This is a genomic window from Cohnella faecalis, assembly GCF_003570905.1.
GTDB lineage: Bacteria > Bacillota > Bacilli > Paenibacillales > Paenibacillaceae > Cohnella > Cohnella faecalis.
The window spans coordinates 180,674-204,042 of record NZ_QXJM01000027.1 but is presented as its reverse complement, the minus strand read 5'-3'; the positions used below and the strand labels follow the sequence as shown (position 1 = coordinate 204,042).

Sequence of the window (23,369 nt, the reverse complement as noted above, 5' to 3'; positions counted from 1 at the left end):
TTAATCCCTCCATTCCTTGCCTGTGAAGGCAATGAATACGTCTTCCAGGCTTAGCTCGCGAATCGACACCTGCTCCACCCGATAGCCACGCTCTCTCGTAAAACCGAAAATACCGTACAGCGTCTCTTCGGGCTGAACGGACCATATCCTAAGCGTCGAGCCTTCTCTCTCCGTTCGGGCAATTGCCGGTTGATTAAGCGCGAGCCATTCCGTCTCTTTCGCCGCTTCTTCCCCGTCCAGCATCGTAAGCCGGATCTCGCGTTCCTTCGTCAGCTTGTCAATGAGCGCCGCCGGAGTATCGAGCGTCACGACCCGCCCCTGATCGACGATACAGACGCGATCGCTTAGCTTCTCCGCCTCTTCCATGTAATGAGTCGTCAAAATGGTCGTCTTGCCTATTCGTTTCAGCTCGAGGATAATGTCCCAAATGTTCCGGCGCGCCTGCGGATCGAGACCGGTCGTCGGTTCGTCGAGAAAAATGATTTCCGGATTGCTAATCATTCCAAGCCCGATCGCCAGCCGTTGCCGTTGCCCTCCGGACAATTGCTTGACCCGCTTGTTTTTGTGCTCGGTCAAATTGATCATCCGAAGCACGTCCTCCGTCTTCAACGGATCCGGGTAGAACGTCGCGAACAAACCCAAATTTTCCTCGACCGTCAGCAATTCGAACAAAGCGCTTGACTGAGGCTGAACGCCGATCTTGATTTTGATCCGGTCGGCGTCCTTCCGCCAATCGAGACCGCAGACGGTTATCGTTCCCGCGTCGGGCTTCTGCAGTCCTTCAATCATTTCGAGCGTTGTCGTCTTTCCCGCTCCGTTCGGTCCGATAATCGTGAATACCTCGCCCGGCTCCACGCCGAAGCTGATCTCCTCGACGGCTGTAACGGTGCCGAATGTCTTGCGCAACCCATTCACTTCCAAAATGGCCACGAGCATTCCCCGCTTTCGTTACGAGACTTTGATCCAGCCCTATTGTAACGCACGGACATTGTCTTGAACGACGGTCCGAAGGATGCTTTTCTGCTCGGTCTATGGAAGGAGCATCTTGTCTGAGCATGCTTCTATGCAGACGACAAAAACCCCGCCTATTGAGACGGGGTGCGCGAACACGGATAGTTCGGATATGAAAGGTTGAAGCTTCCTTATTTTCTGGAAATATAAGCGTTGGCTTGACGCAGCCGTTCTCTCATCAAGCGCTCCTGCTGGTACACTTTCTCCACGTCGTCCTTAATTCTCGTCGTACAGGAATAGCACAGCTTGCCGGAACGGATCGGTGCTCGGCACAGGTCGCAATTGTCGGCAAGGTTCGGATAATCGTAAATTTTGAACTTGCCCGAGCGGATCCAGGCTCGAATTTTGTTCGGGGCGATGTCGGTCTCGACAGCCAGCTCTTCGTTGTTCAAATGCCGCTGGCGCGTCATAGCACGTACCAAAGAGTTAATCTCCTCATTCTCTGAGGCGATGCAAGCCGTACAGATATCGTGCGCTTTTTTTTGGAAAAGGGCCCCGCATTGGGAGCATTGGATGACGACCGGTACCGGGCCTTTAGTCATATGGACACCCCATTAGATGTCGATTTATGATTCGATAGTATCATATGAAGAATTATTTTACTAGGCATAATTCATTAGTCTCGTTGTACAAAAAGAAGCTTTCCGTCACTGAGTGTTGCCTCGAGTGATGGAAAGCTTTTTTGTTGGATTACCCGGTTATGCGGTGTACAGCAGGTCTTCCATCATCGTCAGCAATCTCCGTCTCATTTGCTGCAGCTTCTCGATGGCTCTTTCCCGATGTCGACCCCCTTCCCCATGCAGTACGGCTTTTTTCAGTGCAGAGTGCGTATCGTCCATGGCGATAATTTCGTCGCTATATTTGAGATCCCTATCGTACACTCTTACTCGATAAAGCAGGTCACTCGTCGTCTCGGCCAGTTGTCTGATCGTCATATTCATAACTGACATCCTCTCAATCTCGAATTCTATTAGTGGCTTCCGGAGATTATATGCTGCCGCGTTATCGAATATTACCCTGTTTTTTCGAATTTCAAACGTTCGAAGAATAAGAAAAAGAAGAAGACCTGCCTGGGGGCGGGTCTTCTTCTCCAATAAATAATCTATCCGTTACGTTGCACGTCTCAACTCCCGGATTTCCGTATCATGCTCCAACGACTTCACTGCAAGCGCCTCTAGTATTCGACCATGTCGATGCTGTTCAGTCTTAAGAGAATCGATAGCGGCCGCCTGCTGCTCCTGAACGACGGCAATTCTCCCAACAAATTCGTGCGTCTCCAGGACGGCCAGCTTGATTTCTCCCAGCGTCGTTTCGATTTTATCGAACCGCTGATCCACTCCATCGAGCCGTTGGTCAATCCCGTCGAATCGCTGATCCATTCGGTCGAGTCTCTGATCCATTCCGTCGAATCGCTGATCCATCCGGTCAAGCCTTTGATCGATTCCGTCGAATCGCTGATCCATTCCATCGAGCCGTTGGTCAATCCCGTCGAATCGCTGATCCATCCGGTCGAGCCTTTGATCGATTCCGTCGAGTCTCTGATCCATTCCATCGAGCCGTTGGTCAATCCCGTCGAATCGCTGATCCATCCGGTCGAGCCTTTGATCGATTCCGTCGAGTCTCTGATCCATTCCGTCGAGTCTCTGATCCATTCCGTCGAGCCTTTGATTGACACCTTTTAATTCACCTAATATCGACTGCAAAATCTGCTCGCTCATACGCCTTCCTCCCGATTCCATCCAATGAAATGCACTCACTCGCTACTATCATTCGATTGGCGTATTCCTCCATGAGGTCGGAAGGAGGCTTTTACCTTTACCTTTTTATATATTTTACCAAACATGCGTTCTTTTTTCTAGTGAAGCTTAAAGAGAATCGAATATTGCCTTTCCAGCATCGAGCTGTTCTTGGAAATACTTCCGATATTCAGCGATAATAGCTGTGCTGTATCCATTAGTCGTTAATTGATTCTCAGCATTGGTAACGATGGTCTCGAATTGCGCCTTGCATTGATCCAGTGCCTTTTGGCCTTGAGTGCGAATCTTAGCTTTCTCTTCGGCCGATTGCCCGAAAGCGGACAACGCGATATTCATTAGAGTATTCTGGCAGCTGCTCTCCAGCGTATGCAGACGGGCTTCTGTGCTCGCGGTAATCGATTCCAGTGTAGGTTTAGCGGATCCCGATGAACCACCGCCAGTAGCCGTTCCTCCTGTGGAGGTTTCTTCTTTTCCGTCGCCTTCGCCATTTTCGGCTCCGGCAGCTTCTTGCTCCTTCTTATAGGCCGGAGACACCGCTGTAATTCGACCTGATTTGCCATCCCATCCAATGTCCGTACCGATCGATTCCGACATGAATCGGATCGGCACATAGATTGACCCGTTCACATTGTAAGCCGACTGCCCCTTCGGCAACGATTTGGAGGAGCCGTCAAACACGAACTTCGCTTGCACCGGCGTAACGAGCAGCTTCAGTCCTCCTTTCGAAGAAGGCTTTCCCGCTTCTCCGGCCAAATTCATCAGAAACTCATTGAGCATAACCGCTTCCGGCTTCGTTGGATCCGACACCGTAACCGTCTTCGTCTTATCGTTCCAGCCTACATTCTTTTGCAGAGCGTAAGAAATAAATCGTACCGGTACATAATTCGTTCCGTTAATCGAGAATACATGCTGACCAGTCGGAAGTGATAGCGTCTTGCCATCAAACACAAGCTGAACGGCTTTAGTCTGGACGTTAACTTGCGTCGTCTTGGCTGCGGCTCCCGCCGTATTGGCTAGCAGCGATAATCCTAAAGCCGCAAATAGCAGAGCCGCAATCCCCTTGCGTTTCCATGCAGTCTTATTCACTTTCGCTCGCTCCTTTAGAATTCTGATAGGCCTTCAACAATTTGCCTGCAGCAGACAACCTCATCGAAGCCTTCTCCTTCTCATAATCAGTCTTCCACGCCGGCATTTCCACAACAGGCAAATCATTCTTCGTGTACTCAGCCTTCGCCTGTCCTAACAGAGAGGCGAATTTAGCATCGCAAGCAGCCTCCGCTTTTGCGACCTTTCCTATATACTTCGATTGCAACTGACTTAGCGACACCTCTTCTTTGCCGTTTAATTCATTAAATATACTCGCTATTAGCTGCTCCCCTGAAGCTTTGCATTCGCTTCGAAGACTATTGAATCGGACCTCAAAAGACTGGTCAATTCTCGCCTTCACTTTTGAATCCGCTGATTCTAGTTCTGTTACTGGAGTCGAAGTATCCTCCCTGCCTCCATTGTAAGCAGGTCTAATTGACTCACTCGCTTGCTCTTCTTGAGTAGGAACTGGACTAACAAGAGGAAGCGAATCAGATTCGTTCTCGCCCAAAGCATCTTGCGACTTAGAATTAAAATCATATTTCTCAATGCCGACTGGCGTTGAAGTTGAAACTTTATCCAGCACAGGAATACTCGATTTCCCCGAACAGCCAATAACAACTAATGGAATTACCATGAACATGAGAGCTGCGAACCAACGCTTACTTGCTAGCATCATTTTCTTCTTTTTCAGCCTCAGCATAGGTTTTACCTTGGCTCACTCCGTAAGTTTTTGCAATTCCAGCAATTTTGTTATACTCGTCAGGGGTAAGCTTTTCCAACAATATCTTCCTTGCTTCGCGCTTCTCATCGACAGTCATCCCGCCGCTGGCAAGATCTTGGATATGTTTGATATCGGACATACTCAAGTTAGACATTAGAATCTTGGTAACCGAGGCCTTCTCAGATAAAGTAATATTTTCTTTAATCGATTTGGCTTTGTTCACCGACACTTCAGCGGCATATACACCGGCCTTGTCTTTATCATCTGTTTGATCAGGCGCCCTTGATTCTTTGGATGGAGAATCTGCTGCCGCGCTTGATTGTGGGTTCGTCCCTTTAGTCGAGTCGATGACAGGATTCGTGTTGGTTTGTTTCGAGCCTTCACTGGTCGTGTTTGTGGAAGCCGGAGAGGGTAACTCTTGACTATCTGGCGTTGAGTTTAAGTCTGCTGATTCCTCAAAATCAATTTCCAAACCATCGGCTAAAGAAGAAATTACTTTATTAACAACAATATTAGCAACGACAAGACTGGTAGCACCTAGCAGCACAATAATTGCTATAGACCAAATCAATACCCGTTTCCATCTCTTTTTTCGTTTTTCCATGAAGTCACCTTCTTATAATTCGACTTTGTAGTTCACTGTTTCCTCTACTCATTTTTCTTTGTACATCCGTTCATAATATTGCCTATACTCACCGTTTACGATACTCTTCCACCACTTGCTATTATCTAAATACCAACGAATGGTTTTGGAAATCCCTTCACTAAATAAAGTTTCCGGTTGCCATCCAAGTTCAAGTTGTATCTTTGAAGGATCAATAGCATACCGTAGATCGTGTCCAGGTCGATCAGCCACAAAATTTATTAGAGATTCCGGCTTATTCAACTCTTTCAAGATTAGCTTCACTACTTCAAGATTTGTTTTTTCGTTATGTCCTCCAACGTTATAGACTTCACCTACCCTACCCTTATGAATTATTAAATCAATAGCTCTGCAATGGTCTTCTACATACAGCCAATCCCGCACATTATTCCCATCCCATATACCGGTAATGGCTGTTCGTACAATGCTCTTGTTATCATTAGAGGAATGAGTTTTTCAGGAAAATGATAAGGTCCATAATTATTGGAACATCTTGAAATACTAATCGGTAATTTATACGTTTTATAATAAGAAAAAGTTAGTAAATCTGCGGATGCTTTTGATGCAGAATATGGTGATGAGCACTGCAACGGTGTATCTTCGGTAAAGAACAAGTCAGGTCTATCAATTGGCAGTTCCCCATAAACTTCGTCCGTTGACACTTGATGAAAACGATCCACACCATATTCTTTAGCGGCGTCTAGCAGCACTTGTGTTCCTAGAACATTGGCTTTAAGAAATATTTCTGGATCCTTAATCGAACGATCAACGTGACTCTCTGCGGCAAAGTTTATAACGATATTAAAGCCTTCTTCTTCGAAAAGCTTGAAAACACTCTCTCTGTCTGCGATGTTACCTTTAACAAATCTGAAATTGGATTTTTTCATTGCGTGCTCTAAAGTTTCAAAATTTCCAGCATAAGTTAATGCATCAAGACACACAATATAATAATCCGGGTATTTTTCTTGCATATAATAAATAAAATTTGAGCCAATAAAGCCAGCTCCTCCAGTTATTAAAACTTTCATAAAGTTGCCCTCCTTTTTAGGATCGATAAGACGAATAAAACAAGCTCTTTAATATCTTTTCTTTTTAAATAAGCATAGACTAAATACAACAGGAGATAGCATGCCATTCCACCCGTTCCACCCACATACCAGGCAAATACAATGAACGCAATCGTCATGACAAGCTCCAGGATGATATCACTCATTAAATTTATTTTCAATATTTTAGAAATTATAACTTCGGAAATAACACACCTAATCGCCAAAAGTATAGTTATTGATAACACTGTTAAAGTTAAACTATCGAACAAATAGATAGAAATACATGTTGTAATAACAGCAAGTGCCAATATGACTAAGTTGATTTTGAGCATTACCTTTTCTTTACGCAACGTATTAAAATAGGTAATGACCAGCATTGACATCTTACTCTCATACAGACAAATAGGAAATAGTAGCGCCATATAGATTAAGCTTTCGGAATACTTAGGCAGCCAAGATGAAAGTATTGAACTAGCCGGGTAATAAACGACAACCATTCCTAAAAAAGAAATAATCAGCGCATTTCTCATTTGCGTATAAATTATAGGAAGCTTTTCTTTTGCTGTTGTTCTAAGAACGGGATACAGTACCGTTCCTACGGCATTAATAAAGAGCATGAGCATATTAGACACGCTTAGTGTAAGTGATATTTTGCCAAATGTAATGACGTCCCAATTTTTTTCTATCCCAAATCTCACGATCCCTATGATTGAACGACTTGCAATATTTGAAAACATAAGGTTTATTCCAACCTTGACATTGTCAAAAGCCTCTAACAATCCCATTTTCAAACTAGCTGTCTTACCCCTAACTATCTCTTTGCAATAATAAATAGTAACCATAAAAGAAATAATTTTAGCAAACAAATCGACGGACACAAGAACTTTATAATCTCTTACGCCTATCACAATTAAGGCAATTACAATCACTCCATAAAGTATACGTTCTAACATAATGCTTCTTGCGTTTTCATTGATTCGATTCGTCGCCAATAAGACAAACTGCAATAAAGCTTTTGGCAAAATAATTACTATATTGATACTAACAATTAGTAAAATGAAAGCTCTATCTTTATTATCAACAAAAAACAAACTATATATTATAAAAACAGCCGAAATTAATATTTCAAAGGCAATTAGCAACCAAAATTGACTAACAAAAAGCGGTTTATCGAGATTTTTGTACTCTTTTCCGCCATATTTAAGATAAACCCCATCAGCATGACCAAAATATAAAAAACCCAAATACGAGACATAGAACATATAGATTTGCCAATATCCATATTCCTCTACACCAATTATTTTGGGGATTATTATTATTGATAGTAACGAAATGATTAAAGTTATTATATTAGCAGAAAAGGAATAAGAAAAATTCTTTATGATGTTCTTCATTGTATGATTTAGTTACCTTTTCCTGAGTTATTATTTTAGAAGCTTTTTATATAAATCACTTTCAAAAAAATGAGCTAAATCATCGGTATACAATAAATCAATATTATTGATAACATTGTCACTGTCTAACCTCGAAAAATCGATTTTCAATAATTTATCTATGATCTCTTGGGAGAATCGATACTTCAGTATTTTACCACCTGCAAAAATTGCATAGGGTGGAACGTCTTTTGCTACAACTGTACCTGCCCGATAATACATCCCTGTCCTAAAGTTACACCGGATAATATCATACAGTTTTGTCCAATCCATACATCATCACCCACGGTTATTGGACCTTTCGTTTCCGCTTCTATCCTCAGTTTTTTATATTTAACCTTAAAGGGATATGTTGAGAAACGCTTGTAGTTATGCTCACCGCTAAGTAAAAAATTAACTCCATCTGCTATTGAGCAGTAATGACCTATTTTAAGCTTACTATTAGGGTTGTTTGTATTTAAAGCAATAATTGACCCATATGTCGCTTTACCGACTATGACTCTATCAAGGGGAAATCGCCTTCCTGCTACTGTGAAATTATGAAAGTTAGCTCTACGCCATTTTTTTTGAAAAAGAAAAAATCGAATTGGCTCTAACGTTGTTCGTAAAAAACCAGTTAGTAACATCGCTCAAACTCCCTCAACTTAGTAGCGGATCTGGCCGTTTGCAACTCTGTTCAAATGAATTCCATAGCTAGATTTTCCGTACTTTCTAGCTGCCGCCAACAGTTCATCAAGCGTTATCCATTTGTTGTTAAAGGCAATCTCTTCTGGTGCGGATATTTTTATACCTTGGCGCTTTTCTATCGTCTGCACAAATGATGCCGCATCAATTAGACTATCCATTGTACCTGTATCCAGCCAAGCAAAACCGCGCCCCAGAGTTACAACGTCGAGATGTCCCTTCTCTAAGTACATCTTATTTAGATCAGTTATTTCTAGTTCCCCTCGCGCGGATGGCTTCACCTGCTTAGCAAACTCACATACTCTGTTGTCATAAAAATAAAGCCCTGTCACAGCGTAGTTTGATTTAGGATGTAATGGCTTTTCTTCAATTGAAATCGCCTCGCCGTCCTTGCCAAACTCTACTACTCCAAATCGTTCCGGATCTTCAACATAGTATCCAAATACAGTAGCTCTATTCTTATTATGTACAGCTTTTTTCAGATACGTGGACAATCCATTCCCATAAAATATATTATCCCCCAGAATTAAAGCACAAGAATTACCCGCAATAAACTCCTCACCAATAATAAAAGCCTGCGCAAGACCATCCGGCGATGCTTGTACTGCATAGGATAATTTTAACCCAAAGGCAGATCCATCACCCAATAATCGTTTAAAACTCGCTAAATCGGCCGGTGTTGAAATGATCAATATGTCGCGAATCCCTGCCAGCATTAATGTTGAGAGTGGATAGTAGATCATTGGCTTATCGTATACTGGCAACAATTGTTTGCTTGTAATTAATGTTAGTGGATAAAGCCTCGTTCCAGAGCCCCCAGCTAAAATTATCCCCTTCATAACGAATCCCCTACTTATCGATTATCTTTTGATAAATTTCCAGAAGACGTTTCCGCCAATTTTATTTAAGTGATATGCATACATTAGATCACCAAAATATTTGCTTTTTGACTGATAAAATTTAATTTCTTTAAATAGACTCAACCAAGTAAATAGGTTTCGTTTTTCTAGAAACTTCTCTCTCTTCTTCAAAAAAGAGAGGCCATTTCGAAGAATGCTTAACTTATTTTCTTTACTCTCCATATTGCAATCGTTAAAATATACCAAAAACGACTCTGTCCATTTGTACTCTGTTCTGATTCCAGCTATTCTCTTATCAACTGTACCTTGTCCGATATAATTACTCGTTGAGACCCCACTGCTATTTGATGAGTGCACTCTATACTTTAAAACAGGATAATCTATACTGAATGCACCATCTAATATACACGCTATTCTCCAAACTAAAATATCATGTGAAAACTTCTCAACCCAAAGTTCCTTCATATGAGGAAGTATTGCTCGTCGAAATGCAGTCACACAACCCGACTGGATTAAAAAGGCCCTTCTTTCGTTAAAAGATAACTTTGTTACGAGCTTACTATTCGTACTTATAGGATATGGGTAAGCAGCAGTAGCAGGTTCATCATGTTCATCAATAACAGTTCGATAACCGCTTAAAGCTAAAATATTATTGTTTTTTTCCATTTCACTTGCCATGATCTCTATTTTATCTTCATTCCAAATATCATCTTGGTCGGAGAAAAATACTATATCTCCACATGTTTCTTCAACCGCATTCATAAAGTTTTTTTGCCATCCTACATTTCTCTCATTAACAATCAATTTCCAGTTTTCAAGTTTATTAATATGAATGAATTCGGAAATAATTTTTATTGTGTTATCTACTGAGCAATCGTCAAAAATAATAACCTCATCCGGTTTTCTTGTCTGATTAAAGAAGGATTGCAGCTGTTTTTCAACAAAACGTTGCCCATTATAAGTTGTCATTGCAATCGAAATCTTCATGCTAGTCTCCAATGAAAATATTATTTTCAAATATTGGTTTAAATACCGTTATAAAATGGGGGCCCAAAATATCATAAGAGAACCACGCCGAAGCACCAAGCAGAACGGTGAAATTAAAAACTAACTTTTTAACGTTTCCGCTAGCAAAAGAATTGCTGGCAATTGAAAAAACAATGGCATTTACTAGTATAAGATTTCGTATAACTCTATAAAATGCCATATCCATCATATATAACGGAAAAAAAGCAAAGGCGAACACATTAATCCAAAAGACAATATTTACAAAAGCAATAATTTCATCATTTTTCTTATCACTTGTTTTGTTCCGATCAATAACTTTCTTGCTCCAATAAATTAAGAGGAAATAAATGATGTGAAGTCCCCATGCTATTAAAAATCCTAGACGCCCTACCCCAGAGAGGTAACGATCTATTCTATCGTTGTTAATATTTTGCACAATATTCTCGATATAAGGAATTTTGTTCCCATTAAACAACAATACTATCGAGAACAATACTATGAAGCACGCAATATACTTTACAAGTTTATTCTTATTAGCCCTGTTTACTAACAATAATGGTGCATATACAATCGCTAAGTTTTGAATTGATGCAGCGACTAATATAAGCAGCAGGTACTTTATCTTGCTTTTGCCAGTATCCTCAACTAGTAACGGTATAGCAGAAACCAATATAGACATTATTATAAAGTTTCTAAATTGAACAATATCCAAAAATACGGGATGAAGAAGATACATCAAATATACATAACTCATATTATTCGTATACTTCTTTATTGTTCTGTATATTAATGCATAACAAACTGCAGTTACCAGTGACAAAAAAGCAGTGTAGCTTAATCCTAAAGATATACCCAACTTCATTAAGATAATAAATCCTGGTTCAGTCTGATAGGTTTCAAGCGGAACATTATTTTGCAAATAGATATAATCTCTAACATAGGCTTGCAGATCTGGATTCAACGTATTGCTCCAAAAAAGAAGCCAAATAAAAACAGCGGTAATAAACGCTATAATTCGGGAATGATTCCTGCTATAAGCTAAGAAACTATTTATTATCACTACAATACTGTAGGCAAAATATATCATTTAATTGCTCCTATAATTCATCTTAATTATTTAACATCATCTCTAAACTCTTTAAAGAACTCAATTCTTCGTTCGTCTAATATCGACTTTGCATATTCCTTTGATTTCTCAAAGTTTATTTTTGCTTGTATGAGCATTGTCTTCTGATCCATCTTCTTTAAAATCCCGCAAATGTCACCTATGTTACCGTTCTTAAAAATGGACTCCTTTTCTAATAACTCAGGTATTCCCGCGGTATTCGAGCCAATCGAAGGCACCCCTCTGCTCATTGCTTCAATTAATGCGCGAGGTAATCCCTCTTGCCTGCTTGGCTGTGCGTAGATATCAATGTTATCAAGATATTGAAACACTTGCGCATGAGGCATCGGTCCCAAATACTTTACTTTATCAGTAACACCAAATTTTTCAGCTACCGACCTTAAATAAGAATTATCTCCTTCGCCGACCAAATGGTATTCAAAATTATAGCCCTGCTTATTGAGCATTGATATAGCTTCAATTATATATTGCTGCCCTTTATAGCGAACATTTACGCTCGCCGTTGTACCTATTATTATGGGTCTATTGCTCATTCCTTTTATTTTGTCCGTTCTTTTTGTAAGAACATGCTCATCGAATTCAGTCAAAGCAACATTCGAGCAGCCGATTGTTTTACCGCTAGTCGGATAACGCCCTTGCAAAAAAGAGTTCGTCACATATACTACATAGGGAGCGGTTTTCACAGCAGACTTTGTTCTCCAGGTTATAAACGGAGCAATAACCTTCCCCTTTAAACTATGATTCCAATAAGCATCCCATGGGCACCCAACAAGTTCAATCAAGAAAGGTTTCTTATGCTTCTTGGCATATTTCAATCCAATTTGACCGATTATTGATGGCAGTCTGGCGATCACGTAACCACATTTTAATACAGCCTGCTCAATATGTTTTTCAATAAATTTTCTTTTAGATAAAAAACTTATATTGTTTACTCCTATAGAAAGAAGATCAAACTCAACATTATCGGCGCTTGAGAGCTTTAACGTTTTCGAACAATCCTCTACTGCCTCGACAACACGAGTACAAACTACCATCTGGTCAAAGACCTTCAGGTACCGTTCAGTCCATACATTGGAAGGCAACCCATTAGAATAGAAATAATTATTATGCTTATTCATCAAATTATCATGCAAAAATAAGGCTTTTATAACGGCTCACCTCCCCTGTATTTAATAACTTTTGCTGGAACTCCGCCAACAATTGAATTGGGTAATGTATCCTTCGTTATCACACTATTTGCTCCAACGATACTTCCACTGTGAATGGTAACTCCACATACAATTGTTGCCTTAGCGCCTAACCAAACGTTATCTTTGATTACTACCTTTTTCAATACAATACCTTGATCTGCGATCGGAATATAAACATTCTCGTATGCATGGGTGGCAGACATAATTGTATTTCCATGGGCAATTGAAACATCACTGCCGATTTCAATTCCACCGCTTGCATCTATGTAACACATAGGATGAATACTCACATTATTCCCTATGCTTATATTTTCCGGATTAAAAAAATATACATTAGTGTGACACGCAACATTATTACCGCAGCTTTTTGCAATAGTTTTCAATAATATGTAACGAATTAATAGTCCAAGATTACCTGTTATTCCTCTAGAGAAAAAGAACAATTGTTTGCGGATAATCATGGGAAGCATCTTGGTTATTAAAATGAATATATTGACTAATGGTTCTATTTTTTTTAGTTTATCTCTTCCTCTCAACATCTCAACCCCTATTGTTATTTCTGAGCATCAATTACAAATTGAAATTATATTCGGTAACAGTAGTTTCTCTCTTCTGAACAATAACAGTATTATCCGGGAAGTTGCCCTTTATTATTGAACCAGCTCCAACAACACAATTATTCCCTATTTTAGTTCCCATTAGAATGACTACATTTGCCCCAATCCAAACATTATCTCCTATTTCAACTGGTGCAGTTACATATAATAAGTTTTTTAGCCCCGATGGCGTCTTAAAATCATGATCATGATCGAAAATTAATACATTAGGTCCGAATTGAACATCTTTGCCAATTTTTATTTTGTCGTAGCAAGTAAGCATACATCCATGATTAAAACTAGTATTATTTCCAATGAAGATTTCACCGTTCGTTCTAACTCTAATCTTTGAACCGCTTCTTGCTCGAATCATTTTTCCCAAGCTTAGTTTAGAATCCCTTTGCATTTCGACCTGACAAAGAGGAGAGATTAGTTGCAAGTATGCAAAATTGAAATTTTTAAAGTTAAATACTTTAATAATCCCAAATCTGATCAGCGAAGTGACTATACACATCATCGCCCGAATATATCTTTTCAACTACTCCGCTCCTTTATCAAAACCTTTTTGAATTCACTAAACCATTTACTTTTCACAAATTTTATTTATTTCTTCCATATAAGAGCTTACAATATTTCTTCTATCAAACTCTTTCTCTACTTTTTCTCTTGCGCTTTTAGCCATTTTCTCTTTTTCTTTATGACTTAACTTAATAAATTTTTCTACTTTTTGAGTTAATTCAACAACATTTTTCACTTCAAATAAATAACCGTTTTTTCCATCGTCAACAATTTCTTTGCAACCAGGAATATTAGAGGCAATGCAGGGCCTAGACATAGCACAATGCTCAAGCATTACATTAGACATCCCCTCCGAATAGCTTGTATGAATAATAGCGTGGGCCTTTTCGATATATGGCCGTATATCTTTTTTGGCACCTAGATAGCAAACAATACCTTGGTTATGATATTCCTCAACTATAGATTTATAGCTTTCATCATCAAAAAAACCAATTATGTTAAAGGTAACATTCGAATATTTACCCTTGATTGTTTTTGCACATTCCAAATATTCCTCAATACCTTTGCCCTTCATCACCCTTGCAACATAATTAAAAACTAATCCATTTTCTTCACTTGGATAATCGCATTGTTTATGATCGACCAAGTTCACTCCTGATCCCGGTATTAGGCGGTATCTGTCCTTCCGATTTAATATTTTATTAAGAGTGCTTTGTTCTACTTCATTTTGATAAAATATACAATTACTTCTTTTAACTCCTAGCTTATATAACAAAGAGATAATAGGTTTTATAATTGAAAGCTTCTCCGGCAAAATTATAAGCCCCGAATTATTTACAATGTAAGGGATTTTTAATAAACTACATATAATACCACCATATATTGTAGGCTTAGAGGTGTATGTTAATACTATGTCTGGTCTGATTTGCTTCATTATTCGTAAATACGATAAAAGCAATTTCATATCCGCGAATGGATTTGCCCCTCGTCTATCAATAAAAGTATCAATGAATGTGCAGCCCATTTCTTTAAAGTATTCGACTTTTTCCCCGTAAGGCAAGGAAAGATACACTTCATATTGATTAGCAACAATATTCTCAATAACTTCTTTTCTGAAGTTATATAAAGCAAATTCATGATTCGCCAAAACAAGTACTTTTTTCATTTATATATGTGCACCTTCTTTTATACTATCCCAAAACAACTGTTTAGATTTTTCTAATCCACAATTGAATAGCATATCCAATATAGACACTCCAAAGATAAATTCCTTAGAGTTGATCTGAGAGTATTCAAATTTATTGACCTGCTGATATTCAATTGAAATCCCATTTTCCTCAAACTGGTCGGAATCCATATACTCAATAGCGCCTCGACCAGAATAGTACGTATCTGCATCGCAGCTTTTACAAAGGGCAATTACTAGATCGCTCTTTCTACTATTTTGGTTATATTCTAATTGGCTCTGTAATACCATTGGTGTGTTTATTTCAAACACACTTCTCAATAACTCAATACTATCTAAAATTGCGTCTATCAATAAGTTATAATGCTTGTTAAAAAGAGGCATCAATAACTGATTGATTTCATTAAAATAAGGAGCATTTTTATAATTACCGCCTAAAAACGCTGCATTTTTCTTTTGCCAGTCCAACGTATTATTAATTTTGATATCTTTATATTTTTGCTTCATATAATCCTTTTTTTGAAAAGGAATCGTCATATATTTAACATTGCCGTTAATATCAAGAAAGCGATTTCTATGCATATAATCATTATCACTAAGTTGAACATCATCGAGCAAAATAAATTGATCGCATTTTACCATTTTATCCAGATAACCTATCCAAGGAAAATAGTTTGGCTGATGTATTGCAACTTTCAAGTATGGTCCTCCTCCACTATCCTTGCTATTAACTCGTAGACATATTGGATATGCTTTCTATCGTATCTATGATCAATTTGTATTGGAATTAAAAATTTAGAGTAATAGACCTCGATACTATTAAATGGCAATTCATTGATCAGATATTCCCACCAATGTCCAATATAAATCCGGTTACTTACAAGCTTGTTCCTCAAATCCTCATTCTCTATAACAAGAGGGTAGACCATAGGGATACACAAATCGGCATTCACGTTAATATTGGCAATAGATATACAATTGATGCTATCAAACAAATCACAGGCAATCTTAAAATTTTCTCTTCTTTTATTCATACAATACTCATAATCAATGTTATCAAGTAATGCATGAGTTAATTTTGACATACGACGTAAACCTGAACTTGAAATTCGCTCTTCATTTATGCAGTAATTTTGATAATTTGCATTACCCCCTGTTTCTATTCTTGATAATAAGAAAGAGCTTGTTGGGCTGGAAAGATCCTCTTCATACTTCTCTAGTAGATGCGTTGCATTTTCACCGTAAACATAACATCCGTCAGGAACGCCAAAAAATTTTCTTGGAGAATATACAGTATAAGATGCAGGAATAGGGGCACTAAAAAAAGCTTGAGTATTGTCAACTATTACATTTGGATTCTTTTCTATTACTTCAGAAAGATAATTCGCTGATATAATGCCGAAATAATTAACAATTAATAAAGCTCTATCCTTTTCAATAACAGAATTCAAAATTGGATAAAAATTAGAATCTATATGGTAGTATTCGATCTCTATATTCTGGGACAATAAATAATCCCTGACTGTGTCACATTGATAATAGGGCATCAAAATTTTTGAGCATCCTAACAGCTGTAACGCGTGAAAAATACCATAACGTCCCGAGTTTAACCTTGCCACATTATTTCCGGAGTAAAATTCATATCCTTGTCTTAAATCAAGTTCCCTAAATCCACCAATCTCCATATGCTAAACCCCTAACACAATTTTCTAACCAGCATAAACTCCTCAGCGGGACCTATTCCATATTTCAACCCCACGCTTAAATCCTGAGCCTGTACATATTCTTTTGAACGCGGGTGCGGGTATACTCTAAGCTCAGTTTGATAAGCTTTAATGGCATCTATTTTCCTGTCAATGAAATGAGAAATATCGCAAAATACGTTAGGCAAAAATGTATTCTGTGATAGCATTGGCGACCATTCCGTAGACGATGCTACTCTATAACAATATAATTCTTTTACACATTGGTTCGGCAATGGACGTACAGCTACTAGTGTAGAACGGTACACCATTTGATGATCCAAATTAACATCACCGTAAAAATGGGTATAAACGATGTCCGGTTTTATTTCACGAACCACTTTTTCTATCACTTCGTTAACGGTAATGTGTGGAAGCGTATCCAGCTTCATGTCCGGCAAATTACCAAAGTGAACTTGCTTGACTCCTAACAACGTGTTTGCAGTAATAGCTTCTTTTTGTTTTTGTACGATAATTTCATCTAATCTTGGATCATCACGATATTGCGAAGTGCAGCCATCAGTCACAATCAAAGTATGAATCTCATAATTTTCACTCGCTAGCTTGGCAATCGTGCCCCCATACCATATACTTCATCATCATGGTGCGCAGCGATTATTAAAATTTTTTTCATTTGCCTACACATCCTTTCTTTTCTCTCTTATATCCCAAATTTCTTCACGGATATAACTTCCGTAATCATTATTATTCCTCGCTAATACCCCCTTAATAGTTGCACAAACAACTTGTAAATCGAGTAAGAAAGAAACATTTTTGGCGTAATGAACTTCGTACTCTAGTTGCTTATCCCAAGTAGGAGTGAAATCATTATAAAGCACTTCTGGTGGAGTTAATCCTCCCCGCACACTATGTCTAAGGCGCTCTTCCTCTGTATAATAAGGTAAATAGCTTTCCAGCAATGGTCGAGGCCCTACAATACTCATATCGCCTTTCAAAATATTAATAAGCTCCGGAAGTTCGTCAAGACTTGTTGAACGAAGAATTCTTCCTAGCCTAGTTAATCGTATATTATCAGGTAATAGTTCACCATTTTCGTTTTTTTCATTTGTCATTGAACGGAACTTATACATTGTAAATATCTTTTCATCTTTGCCAACTCGTTTTTGGTGAAACAAAATGGGAGAACCTATTTTTGTACGAACTAGAATAGCGATAGTAACCATTGCTGGTGATAATACTATTATTGCAATTAAAGACAGAACAAAATCTATTACCCTCTTAAAGTACTTTCTGTACATCTAAACTCTCCCTATGCAATTCTGTTTTCCCAAACAACTTACGAATTATTCCAACAACAACTTGCATATCCTCAAGCGTCATCTTCGTATCACTAGGCAAACAAATTCCTCTATTGAACAAATCTTCAGATACACTTGATTCTTCATTTCTGCTGCTGAAAAATGCCGAAGATGAGAACAACGGCTGCATATGCATGGGTTTCCATATTGGTCGGCTCTCTATATTCTTGGTAGCCAAAGCTCTGATTATGTCATTAGGCTTAATGAAACATGAATTATCCAAAACCAAGCTTGATAGCCAGTAGTTAGGACTCCCATACTCACACACTGGCATCATTTGTATTTCAGCTATATCACTAAAAGACTTTTTATAAAACTCATAAATCAGAGTCTTGTATTCAATGCGCTCATTTAGAACCTTGAGTTGACCTCTCCCAATCCCTGCTGCAATGTTTGATATGCGATAGTTATAACCTAGCTCGCTATGTTGATACCATGGAGCGTTGTCACGAGCCTGGGTAGCCCAAAATTTTGCTTTCTGGGTCACATCCTCATTTTTACAAACAAGCATACCTCCGCCTGATGTCGTTATTATCTTGTTTCCATTAAAAGAAAAAATACCAATATCACCAAGCATCCCCGTTTGTATACCTTTATATGTCGCGCCAAGACTTTCAGCAGCATCTTCTATAATGGGGGTACCATACTTATCGGTGACTTCTCTAATTGCGTCATAATCGGCTGCCTGCCCATACAGATTCACAACAATAACCGCTTTAGGACTAGGGTACTTCTCATATGCCTTCGCTAATGCAACTGGTGACATATTCCATGTCTCATAATCACTATCTATGAATACGGGAATTGCTTTCTCATATAAAACTGGATTCACGCTGCCTGCGAATGTCAGAGACGAACAAAACACTATATCTCCTTCTCGTACCCCGACTGCTTTTAATGCTAAATGTATTGCGGCAGTTCCTGATGTTAATGCTGCCGCATGGTCAATCCCTACATACTCTGCTAACTCCTTTTCGAATCCATCAACGTTTAACCCCAAGGGCGCAATCCAGTTTGTATCAAAAGCTTCATTGACGAATTCTTTTTCGTACCCTTGTTCGCTCATATGTGGACTTGAAAGAAAGATTCTTTTATCCAACTTATATCACCTCAACACTCGGTTGCCTTCAGCTAATTATTCTTCAATAAAGCTAAATCAGGATTAAGCCAACTAGCAAACAATTCAAGGCCGGTAAGCATATCAACTTGTGGTTGATAATTCAATAACTCTTTAGACTTACTAATATTTGCCCAAGTTCGTGGAACGTCTCCAATTTGTTCAGGCAGCCACTGAATATCGGCCTTTTTTTCCAATACGTTCTCTAAGCAATTAACAAGTTCTATTAGTTGCGTTGGGCGATCATTGCCTAAATTAAATACCTCAAACCCGGTTGTACAATAATTAATGGTTGATTTTATCCCCTGCACAATATCATCAACATATGTGTAATCTCTACTTGTGGTTCCATCACCGAATAGTTGAATTACTTCCTTGTTCAATATTTTTTTGGCAAATTTGTGAATGGCAAGATCAGGCCGTTGACGAGGTCCGAATACCGTAAAAAATCTTAGCGCAGCAATTGGTAGACCATAACAATTGCTGTAACTTCTACATAAAGCTTCACACGAGGCTTTAGTCGCTCCGTATGGGGAAGCCTGTCTCAATATTGGATCCTCTTCTGAAAAAGGAACCTTTTCATTTAATCCGTAGACAGAACTTGAAGAAGCAAAGATAAACTTTTTCACACCATATTGTACAGAAGCGTCTAACAAATGAACTGTGCCATTAATATTCACTTCAACATAACTGAGCGGATCTTCAAGAGAAGGACGAACTCCTGCTTTTGCAGCAAGATGAACAACAACTTCAGGCTTATACTTATTAAAAATCTCAAACATGGTTTCTCTATTACGAATATCAGCTTCGACTAAATCGTAGTTTGCAAATTCCAAGTGTTGTTTAATGTTTCTTTCTTTAATACTGCGATCATAAAATGGGTCAAAATTATCTACAACTATCACCCTATGACCATCAGCCAACATTGAATCAACGAGGTGACTCCCTATGAAGCCAGCACCACCTGTAACTAATATCTTCAATCTACTCACCTCTGCCTATTCCTCTATAAATAATTCCGGACTTTTTCAAGTTTTCTTTGTCCAATACGTTTCGTCCATCTACAATTACTTTGTTCTTCATATTGTTTGCGAGTTTTGAATAGGGTAGATGTAAAAACTCTTCCCATTCTGTAACTAATACGACGCCATTACATCCATCGAATAATTCATCAGCAGAATTACAATAAGAAACATTTAATTCTGGGTTTTGAATGCTACAATTATCCATAGCGATTGGATCGAAAACTTTTACATTCGCTCCTAACTCAATAAGGCTTCGAATAATATCTATTGAGGGTGCATCACGTAAATCATCTGTATTTGGTTTAAATGCTAATCCCAGTAGCCCTATCGTCGAGCCTCTAAGAACTTTAAGCTCAGATTGAAGTATTCTTATTATTGCTTCACGCTGCTTATAATTTGTATTAATCGTTGCCTGTATGAGTTGCATATCATAGTTGTATTGGTTTGCAGTAAATAAAATTGCTGCAGTGTCTTTACCAAAGCAGCTCCCTCCCCAACCTATCCCCGCCTGAAGAAACCTATCGCCAATTCGTTTATCTAATCCAATACCTTTAGCAACTTCTTTAATATCTGCCCCCACCAATTCAGCAAGACCAGCAAACTCATTAATAAAAGATATTTTCATTGCTAAGAATGAATTGGCCGCGTATTTTATTAATTCTGCACTTGTAGGGCTTGTAGTTATTACGCTAGGCAAAGAAATCCCTTCCGGACGTTTTATTGATAATGGAGGAGTAAATGTTTGTTCTAACAGTGGTTGATATAATTTTAACAATCGATTTTTAGCTTTTTCCGTTTCTACTCCTATGACAATCCGATCGGGATAGAATGTATCAAAAAGAGCCTCACCTTCACGAAGAAATTCTGGATTCGAAGCAACGTCAATACTTTTAAAAATATTGCGTTTCTTTAGTTCTTCTTCAATGATCGTTTTTACTCGTCGAGCAGAGCCTATCGGCACTGTAGACTTATTGATAATAATCGGTTCCGATTCAACAGTCAGCTTTTCTCCAATGCTTTTTGCAACTATTTCGACATAAGAAAGATCTACATCGCCATTTCCTTTATTAGGCGTGCCCACGGCAATGATTACGACATCAACATTAGAGTCAAAGCTTTCCCATTCGGAGATAAACTTCATATTATGTTTTGATTCTTTGATTACTTCTGAGAGCCCACGCTCATGAATAGGCACTTCTCCATCTCTTAATTGCAGGATTCTCTCCTTATTAATATCCAATAAAGTTACCTCATAACCGAGGTAAGCTAGTGCGCTTCCTGTAGTCAATCCCACGTAGCCGCTTCCAACGATTAATACTTTCATGTTTAGCTCCTTAAAAATTAAGTATTTTCTAGAAACTCGCTATGATTTATTGAAAATTGCTATTTTTATAATTAACCCAAGATAATTTGTGTAATTTAATAATTCATCCCCCGATCTCTCAGGGGATTCTGACTAAATCTCTATTTGATTTGCGATGGGCGGAAGGAACCATCTGGTCAAGAAATACTTTAATTGACTTCTTCTCTTCATGTATAAGTTGTTCAAGTCGTTTGAATTCTTTTTCTAACTCAAATCTATTAATTTCATTCAACATCCCAATGAAAATGCGATCATGTTGAGTAGCCGCAACCTCCTCTTCCACAAAAAGGAGCTCTTCGAATAGCTTTTCTCCGTCACGTACGCCGCTGAATTCGATTGGGATATCCTTGTATGGCTCAAACCCCGAAAGTCTTATCAAGTCTTCCGCAAGTGTAACGATCCGGACAGGTTTGCCCATATCTAAAACGAAGATTTCACCACCGTCCGAGAATGCACCTGCTTGAATAACTAGTTGAACGGCTTCCGGGATCGTCATAAAAAAGCGTACCATTTCCGGATGCGTGACGGTTACGGGACCGCCGCGAGCAATTTGTTCCTTAAATAATGGAATAACGCTTCCTCGACTTCCAAGAACATTTCCAAATCGTACGGCTGCAAATTTGGTTTTGCTATGAGTTGACAAGCTTTGAATATACATTTCAGCTATTCTCTTTGTTGTCCCCATGACACTGGAAGGATTTACTGCTTTGTCTGATGAAATCAGCACAAACCTCTCCGCTCCATATTTCGCCGCAAGGTCGGCAACATTCTTTGTACCGAACACATTGTTCTTAATGGCTTCGGTAGGATTGCTCTCCATTAAGGGTACGTGTTTGTGCGCAGCAGCGTGAAACACTACATGCGGATGGAATTCCTTGAACACTTCTTCCATACGTGAACGATCCTGTATATCAGCGATAATAGAAATGGTCTGGCTTTCGGGGAATATATTGCGAAGTTCCATCCCGATTGTGTAAATGCTGTTCTCGCCGTGACCTAACAAAAGCAACTTATCTGGCTCGAAACCGATGATCTGACGACATAATTCCGATCCAATCGAACCTCCTGCACCAGTGACCAGAACTACTTTATTGTGAACATAGTTAGCAATTCCTTCAAGATCGGTCGCGACCGATTCCCGGCCAAGCAAATCTTCTACCTCTACTTCGCGGACTGTATTGAAAGTTATATTTCCTTTGATTACATGATCCATAGCAGGAATTAGCTTGACTTTGACACCAGTTGTCACACACCTACTAATAATTTCCGTGATTTCTGATCTAGGAGCCGAAGGAATTGCAATAATAATTTCTTTTATTCGATACTCACTTACAATGTCCGACAATCTCGAACGATTTCCAAGAACGGCCACTCCAAATATATGCATTCGATGTTTCGTATCATCGTCATCCATAAAACCAACTAATTCACGATCGCGTAAATTCGGATTAAGCAGCTCTTTCGCGATCATAGCTCCACATTCACCGGCACCGTAAATTAGCGTGCGAATTCGGGTTCCGTCCGTCTTAATAACTCTCGTTCTTAACATGCGCCACGCAAAACGGCTTCCACCGATCAAAAGCAGCATTGTCTCAACATTGCGAAGTACGACCGGCAGAGGAAGCTTCTGACCGTAACAAATCGTTGTCACTACTATTGATGCTAATGAACCGACGACAACCGATTTGCATATCAATATCAAATCTCCAACACTGGCATACTGCCATAGCTTTCGATACATTCCGAAATAGATCATGCTAAGACCGCATAATAAACTTGAGACCAGACCATACACACTCATCTGAGACAGGAATGACTCTGGTATATTCCCACTGAAACGAAGGGCGTAAGAGGACCATATGCTGAACCAAATTACCGCCATATCAATGATGAACAGCAGCAGCATTTTCTTTCTCAGACTCATGATTGAA

General features: G+C 39.0%; 24 protein-coding genes and 1 pseudogene. All 25 read right to left on the bottom strand.

The annotated features are described in order from the left end of the window. Entirely contained in the window at positions 1-936 is a 936-nt protein-coding gene (locus D3H35_RS06815; protein ID WP_233567793.1) for an ABC transporter ATP-binding protein, read from the bottom strand. Positions 937-1,142: 206 nt separating this feature from the next. Next, positions 1,143-1,433 (bottom strand): hypothetical protein, encoded by a 291-nt coding sequence (locus tag D3H35_RS06810; RefSeq protein ID WP_147355765.1) that lies wholly within the window; start codon positions 1,431-1,433, stop codon positions 1,143-1,145. 276 nt (positions 1,434-1,709) lie between these two features. Next, entirely contained in the window at positions 1,710-1,952 is a 243-nt protein-coding gene (locus D3H35_RS30270; protein WP_147355764.1) for a hypothetical protein, read from the bottom strand. A gap of 168 nt (positions 1,953-2,120) precedes the next feature. Next, on the bottom strand, positions 2,121-2,729 hold the full coding sequence (locus D3H35_RS06800; protein ID WP_158593979.1) for an exodeoxyribonuclease VII large subunit: 609 nt from the start codon (positions 2,727-2,729) through the stop codon (positions 2,121-2,123). Positions 2,730-2,876: 147 nt separating this feature from the next. Beyond that, positions 2,877-3,854, bottom strand: coding sequence for a copper amine oxidase N-terminal domain-containing protein (locus D3H35_RS06795; protein ID WP_119148352.1), 978 nt, complete (start codon positions 3,852-3,854; stop codon positions 2,877-2,879). Next, positions 3,847-4,557 (bottom strand): hypothetical protein, encoded by a 711-nt coding sequence (locus D3H35_RS06790; protein WP_119148351.1) that lies wholly within the window; start codon positions 4,555-4,557, stop codon positions 3,847-3,849. Before D3H35_RS06790 ends, D3H35_RS06795 begins: the two co-directional genes overlap by 8 nt. After that, positions 4,517-5,182 carry a hypothetical protein gene (locus D3H35_RS06785; protein WP_119148350.1) on the bottom strand — a complete coding sequence of 222 codons (666 nt, stop codon included), beginning with the start codon at positions 5,180-5,182 and terminating at the stop codon, positions 4,517-4,519. Before D3H35_RS06785 ends, D3H35_RS06790 begins: the two co-directional genes overlap by 41 nt. Positions 5,183-5,230: 48 nt before the next feature. Next, positions 5,231-6,249: pseudogene (gene rfbB, locus D3H35_RS06780) on the bottom strand (dTDP-glucose 4,6-dehydratase). Further along, entirely contained in the window at positions 6,246-7,664 is a 1,419-nt protein-coding gene (locus D3H35_RS06775) for a lipopolysaccharide biosynthesis protein (protein ID WP_119148349.1), read from the bottom strand. The pseudogene rfbB and the gene D3H35_RS06775 overlap by 4 nt, the downstream one beginning before the upstream one ends. Positions 7,665-7,897: 233 nt before the next feature. Continuing rightward, on the bottom strand, positions 7,898-8,329 hold the full coding sequence (locus tag D3H35_RS06770) for a DapH/DapD/GlmU-related protein (protein WP_199728482.1): 432 nt from the start codon (positions 8,327-8,329) through the stop codon (positions 7,898-7,900). 18 nt (positions 8,330-8,347) lie between these two features. Continuing rightward, positions 8,348-9,226, bottom strand: coding sequence for a glucose-1-phosphate thymidylyltransferase RfbA (gene rfbA / locus D3H35_RS06765; protein ID WP_119148348.1), 879 nt, complete (start codon positions 9,224-9,226; stop codon positions 8,348-8,350). Positions 9,227-9,247: 21 nt separating this feature from the next. Then, the gene (locus tag D3H35_RS06760) at positions 9,248-10,234 is read right to left on the bottom strand and encodes a glycosyltransferase (protein WP_119148347.1); all 987 of its coding nucleotides are present in this window, start codon (positions 10,232-10,234) and stop codon (positions 9,248-9,250) included. A gap of 1 nt (position 10,235) precedes the next feature. Continuing rightward, complete coding sequence (locus D3H35_RS06755) at positions 10,236-11,342, bottom strand: EpsG family protein (RefSeq protein WP_119148346.1); 1,107 nt, start codon at positions 11,340-11,342, stop codon at positions 10,236-10,238. Positions 11,343-11,368: 26 nt separating this feature from the next. Beyond that, positions 11,369-12,499, bottom strand: a complete 1,131-nt coding sequence (locus tag D3H35_RS06750; protein WP_233567791.1) for a glycosyltransferase — start codon at positions 12,497-12,499, stop codon at positions 11,369-11,371. A gap of 26 nt (positions 12,500-12,525) precedes the next feature. Next, positions 12,526-13,032 (bottom strand): acyltransferase, encoded by a 507-nt coding sequence (locus D3H35_RS06745; RefSeq protein WP_199728481.1) that lies wholly within the window; start codon positions 13,030-13,032, stop codon positions 12,526-12,528. A gap of 109 nt (positions 13,033-13,141) precedes the next feature. Further along, positions 13,142-13,705 carry an acyltransferase gene (locus D3H35_RS06740; RefSeq protein ID WP_119148344.1) on the bottom strand — a complete coding sequence of 188 codons (564 nt, stop codon included), beginning with the start codon at positions 13,703-13,705 and terminating at the stop codon, positions 13,142-13,144. Between the two features lie 45 nt (positions 13,706-13,750). Then, on the bottom strand, positions 13,751-14,851 hold the full coding sequence (locus tag D3H35_RS06735) for a glycosyltransferase family 4 protein (RefSeq protein WP_119148343.1): 1,101 nt from the start codon (positions 14,849-14,851) through the stop codon (positions 13,751-13,753). After that, the gene (locus tag D3H35_RS06730; protein ID WP_119148342.1) at positions 14,852-15,571 is read right to left on the bottom strand and encodes a WbqC family protein; all 720 of its coding nucleotides are present in this window, start codon (positions 15,569-15,571) and stop codon (positions 14,852-14,854) included. Beyond that, positions 15,568-16,557 carry a hypothetical protein gene (locus D3H35_RS06725; RefSeq protein WP_119148341.1) on the bottom strand — a complete coding sequence of 330 codons (990 nt, stop codon included), beginning with the start codon at positions 16,555-16,557 and terminating at the stop codon, positions 15,568-15,570. The genes D3H35_RS06730 and D3H35_RS06725 overlap by 4 nt, the downstream gene beginning before the upstream one ends. An 11-nt stretch (positions 16,558-16,568) precedes the next feature. Beyond that, entirely contained in the window at positions 16,569-17,204 is a 636-nt protein-coding gene (locus tag D3H35_RS06720; RefSeq protein ID WP_119148340.1) for a PIG-L deacetylase family protein, read from the bottom strand. Positions 17,205-17,252: 48 nt separating this feature from the next. Next, on the bottom strand, positions 17,253-17,873 hold the full coding sequence (locus D3H35_RS06715) for a sugar transferase (RefSeq protein ID WP_119148339.1): 621 nt from the start codon (positions 17,871-17,873) through the stop codon (positions 17,253-17,255). Then, positions 17,854-19,032, bottom strand: a complete 1,179-nt coding sequence (locus tag D3H35_RS06710) for a DegT/DnrJ/EryC1/StrS family aminotransferase (RefSeq protein WP_199728480.1) — start codon at positions 19,030-19,032, stop codon at positions 17,854-17,856. Before D3H35_RS06710 ends, D3H35_RS06715 begins: the two co-directional genes overlap by 20 nt. 32 nt (positions 19,033-19,064) lie before the next feature. Beyond that, complete coding sequence (locus D3H35_RS06705; RefSeq protein ID WP_119148337.1) at positions 19,065-20,033, bottom strand: GDP-mannose 4,6-dehydratase; 969 nt, start codon at positions 20,031-20,033, stop codon at positions 19,065-19,067. A gap of 1 nt (position 20,034) precedes the next feature. Then, the gene (locus D3H35_RS06700; protein WP_119148336.1) at positions 20,035-21,399 is read right to left on the bottom strand and encodes a UDP-glucose dehydrogenase family protein; all 1,365 of its coding nucleotides are present in this window, start codon (positions 21,397-21,399) and stop codon (positions 20,035-20,037) included. A 118-nt stretch (positions 21,400-21,517) separates the two neighbouring features. Then, positions 21,518-23,362 carry a polysaccharide biosynthesis protein gene (locus D3H35_RS06695; RefSeq protein ID WP_119148335.1) on the bottom strand — a complete coding sequence of 615 codons (1,845 nt, stop codon included), beginning with the start codon at positions 23,360-23,362 and terminating at the stop codon, positions 21,518-21,520. Between the last annotated feature and the right edge of the window lie 7 nt (positions 23,363-23,369).

Bases quoted from the DNA above. Each gene is read 5' to 3' on its own strand.
- D3H35_RS06815 (WP_233567793.1), bottom strand. From the start codon at position 936: ATGCTCGTGGCCATTTTGGAAGTGAATGGGTTGCGCAAGACATTCGGC.
- D3H35_RS30270 (WP_147355764.1), bottom strand. From the start codon at position 1,952: ATGAATATGACGATCAGACAACTGGCCGAGACGACGAGTGACCTGCTT.
- D3H35_RS06800 (WP_158593979.1), bottom strand. From the start codon at position 2,729: ATGAGCGAGCAGATTTTGCAGTCGATATTAGGTGAATTAAAAGGTGTC.
- D3H35_RS06790 (WP_119148351.1), bottom strand. From the start codon at position 4,557: ATGCTGAGGCTGAAAAAGAAGAAAATGATGCTAGCAAGTAAGCGTTGG.
- D3H35_RS06785 (WP_119148350.1), bottom strand. From the start codon at position 5,182: ATGGAAAAACGAAAAAAGAGATGGAAACGGGTATTGATTTGGTCTATA.
- D3H35_RS06775 (WP_119148349.1), bottom strand. From the start codon at position 7,664: ATGAAGAACATCATAAAGAATTTTTCTTATTCCTTTTCTGCTAATATA.
- D3H35_RS06770 (WP_199728482.1), bottom strand. From the start codon at position 8,329: ATGTTACTAACTGGTTTTTTACGAACAACGTTAGAGCCAATTCGATTT.
- rfbA (WP_119148348.1), bottom strand. From the start codon at position 9,226: ATGAAGGGGATAATTTTAGCTGGGGGCTCTGGAACGAGGCTTTATCCA.
- D3H35_RS06760 (WP_119148347.1), bottom strand. From the start codon at position 10,234: ATGAAGATTTCGATTGCAATGACAACTTATAATGGGCAACGTTTTGTT.
- D3H35_RS06755 (WP_119148346.1), bottom strand. From the start codon at position 11,342: ATGATATATTTTGCCTACAGTATTGTAGTGATAATAAATAGTTTCTTA.
- D3H35_RS06750 (WP_233567791.1), bottom strand. From the start codon at position 12,499: ATGAATAAGCATAATAATTATTTCTATTCTAATGGGTTGCCTTCCAAT.
- D3H35_RS06745 (WP_199728481.1), bottom strand. From the start codon at position 13,032: ATGATTATCCGCAAACAATTGTTCTTTTTCTCTAGAGGAATAACAGGT.
- D3H35_RS06735 (WP_119148343.1), bottom strand. From the start codon at position 14,851: ATGAAAAAAGTACTTGTTTTGGCGAATCATGAATTTGCTTTATATAAC.
- D3H35_RS06725 (WP_119148341.1), bottom strand. From the start codon at position 16,557: ATGGAGATTGGTGGATTTAGGGAACTTGATTTAAGACAAGGATATGAA.
- D3H35_RS06715 (WP_119148339.1), bottom strand. From the start codon at position 17,873: ATGTACAGAAAGTACTTTAAGAGGGTAATAGATTTTGTTCTGTCTTTA.
- D3H35_RS06700 (WP_119148336.1), bottom strand. From the start codon at position 21,399: ATGAAAGTATTAATCGTTGGAAGCGGCTACGTGGGATTGACTACAGGA.
- D3H35_RS06695 (WP_119148335.1), bottom strand. From the start codon at position 23,362: ATGAGTCTGAGAAAGAAAATGCTGCTGCTGTTCATCATTGATATGGCG.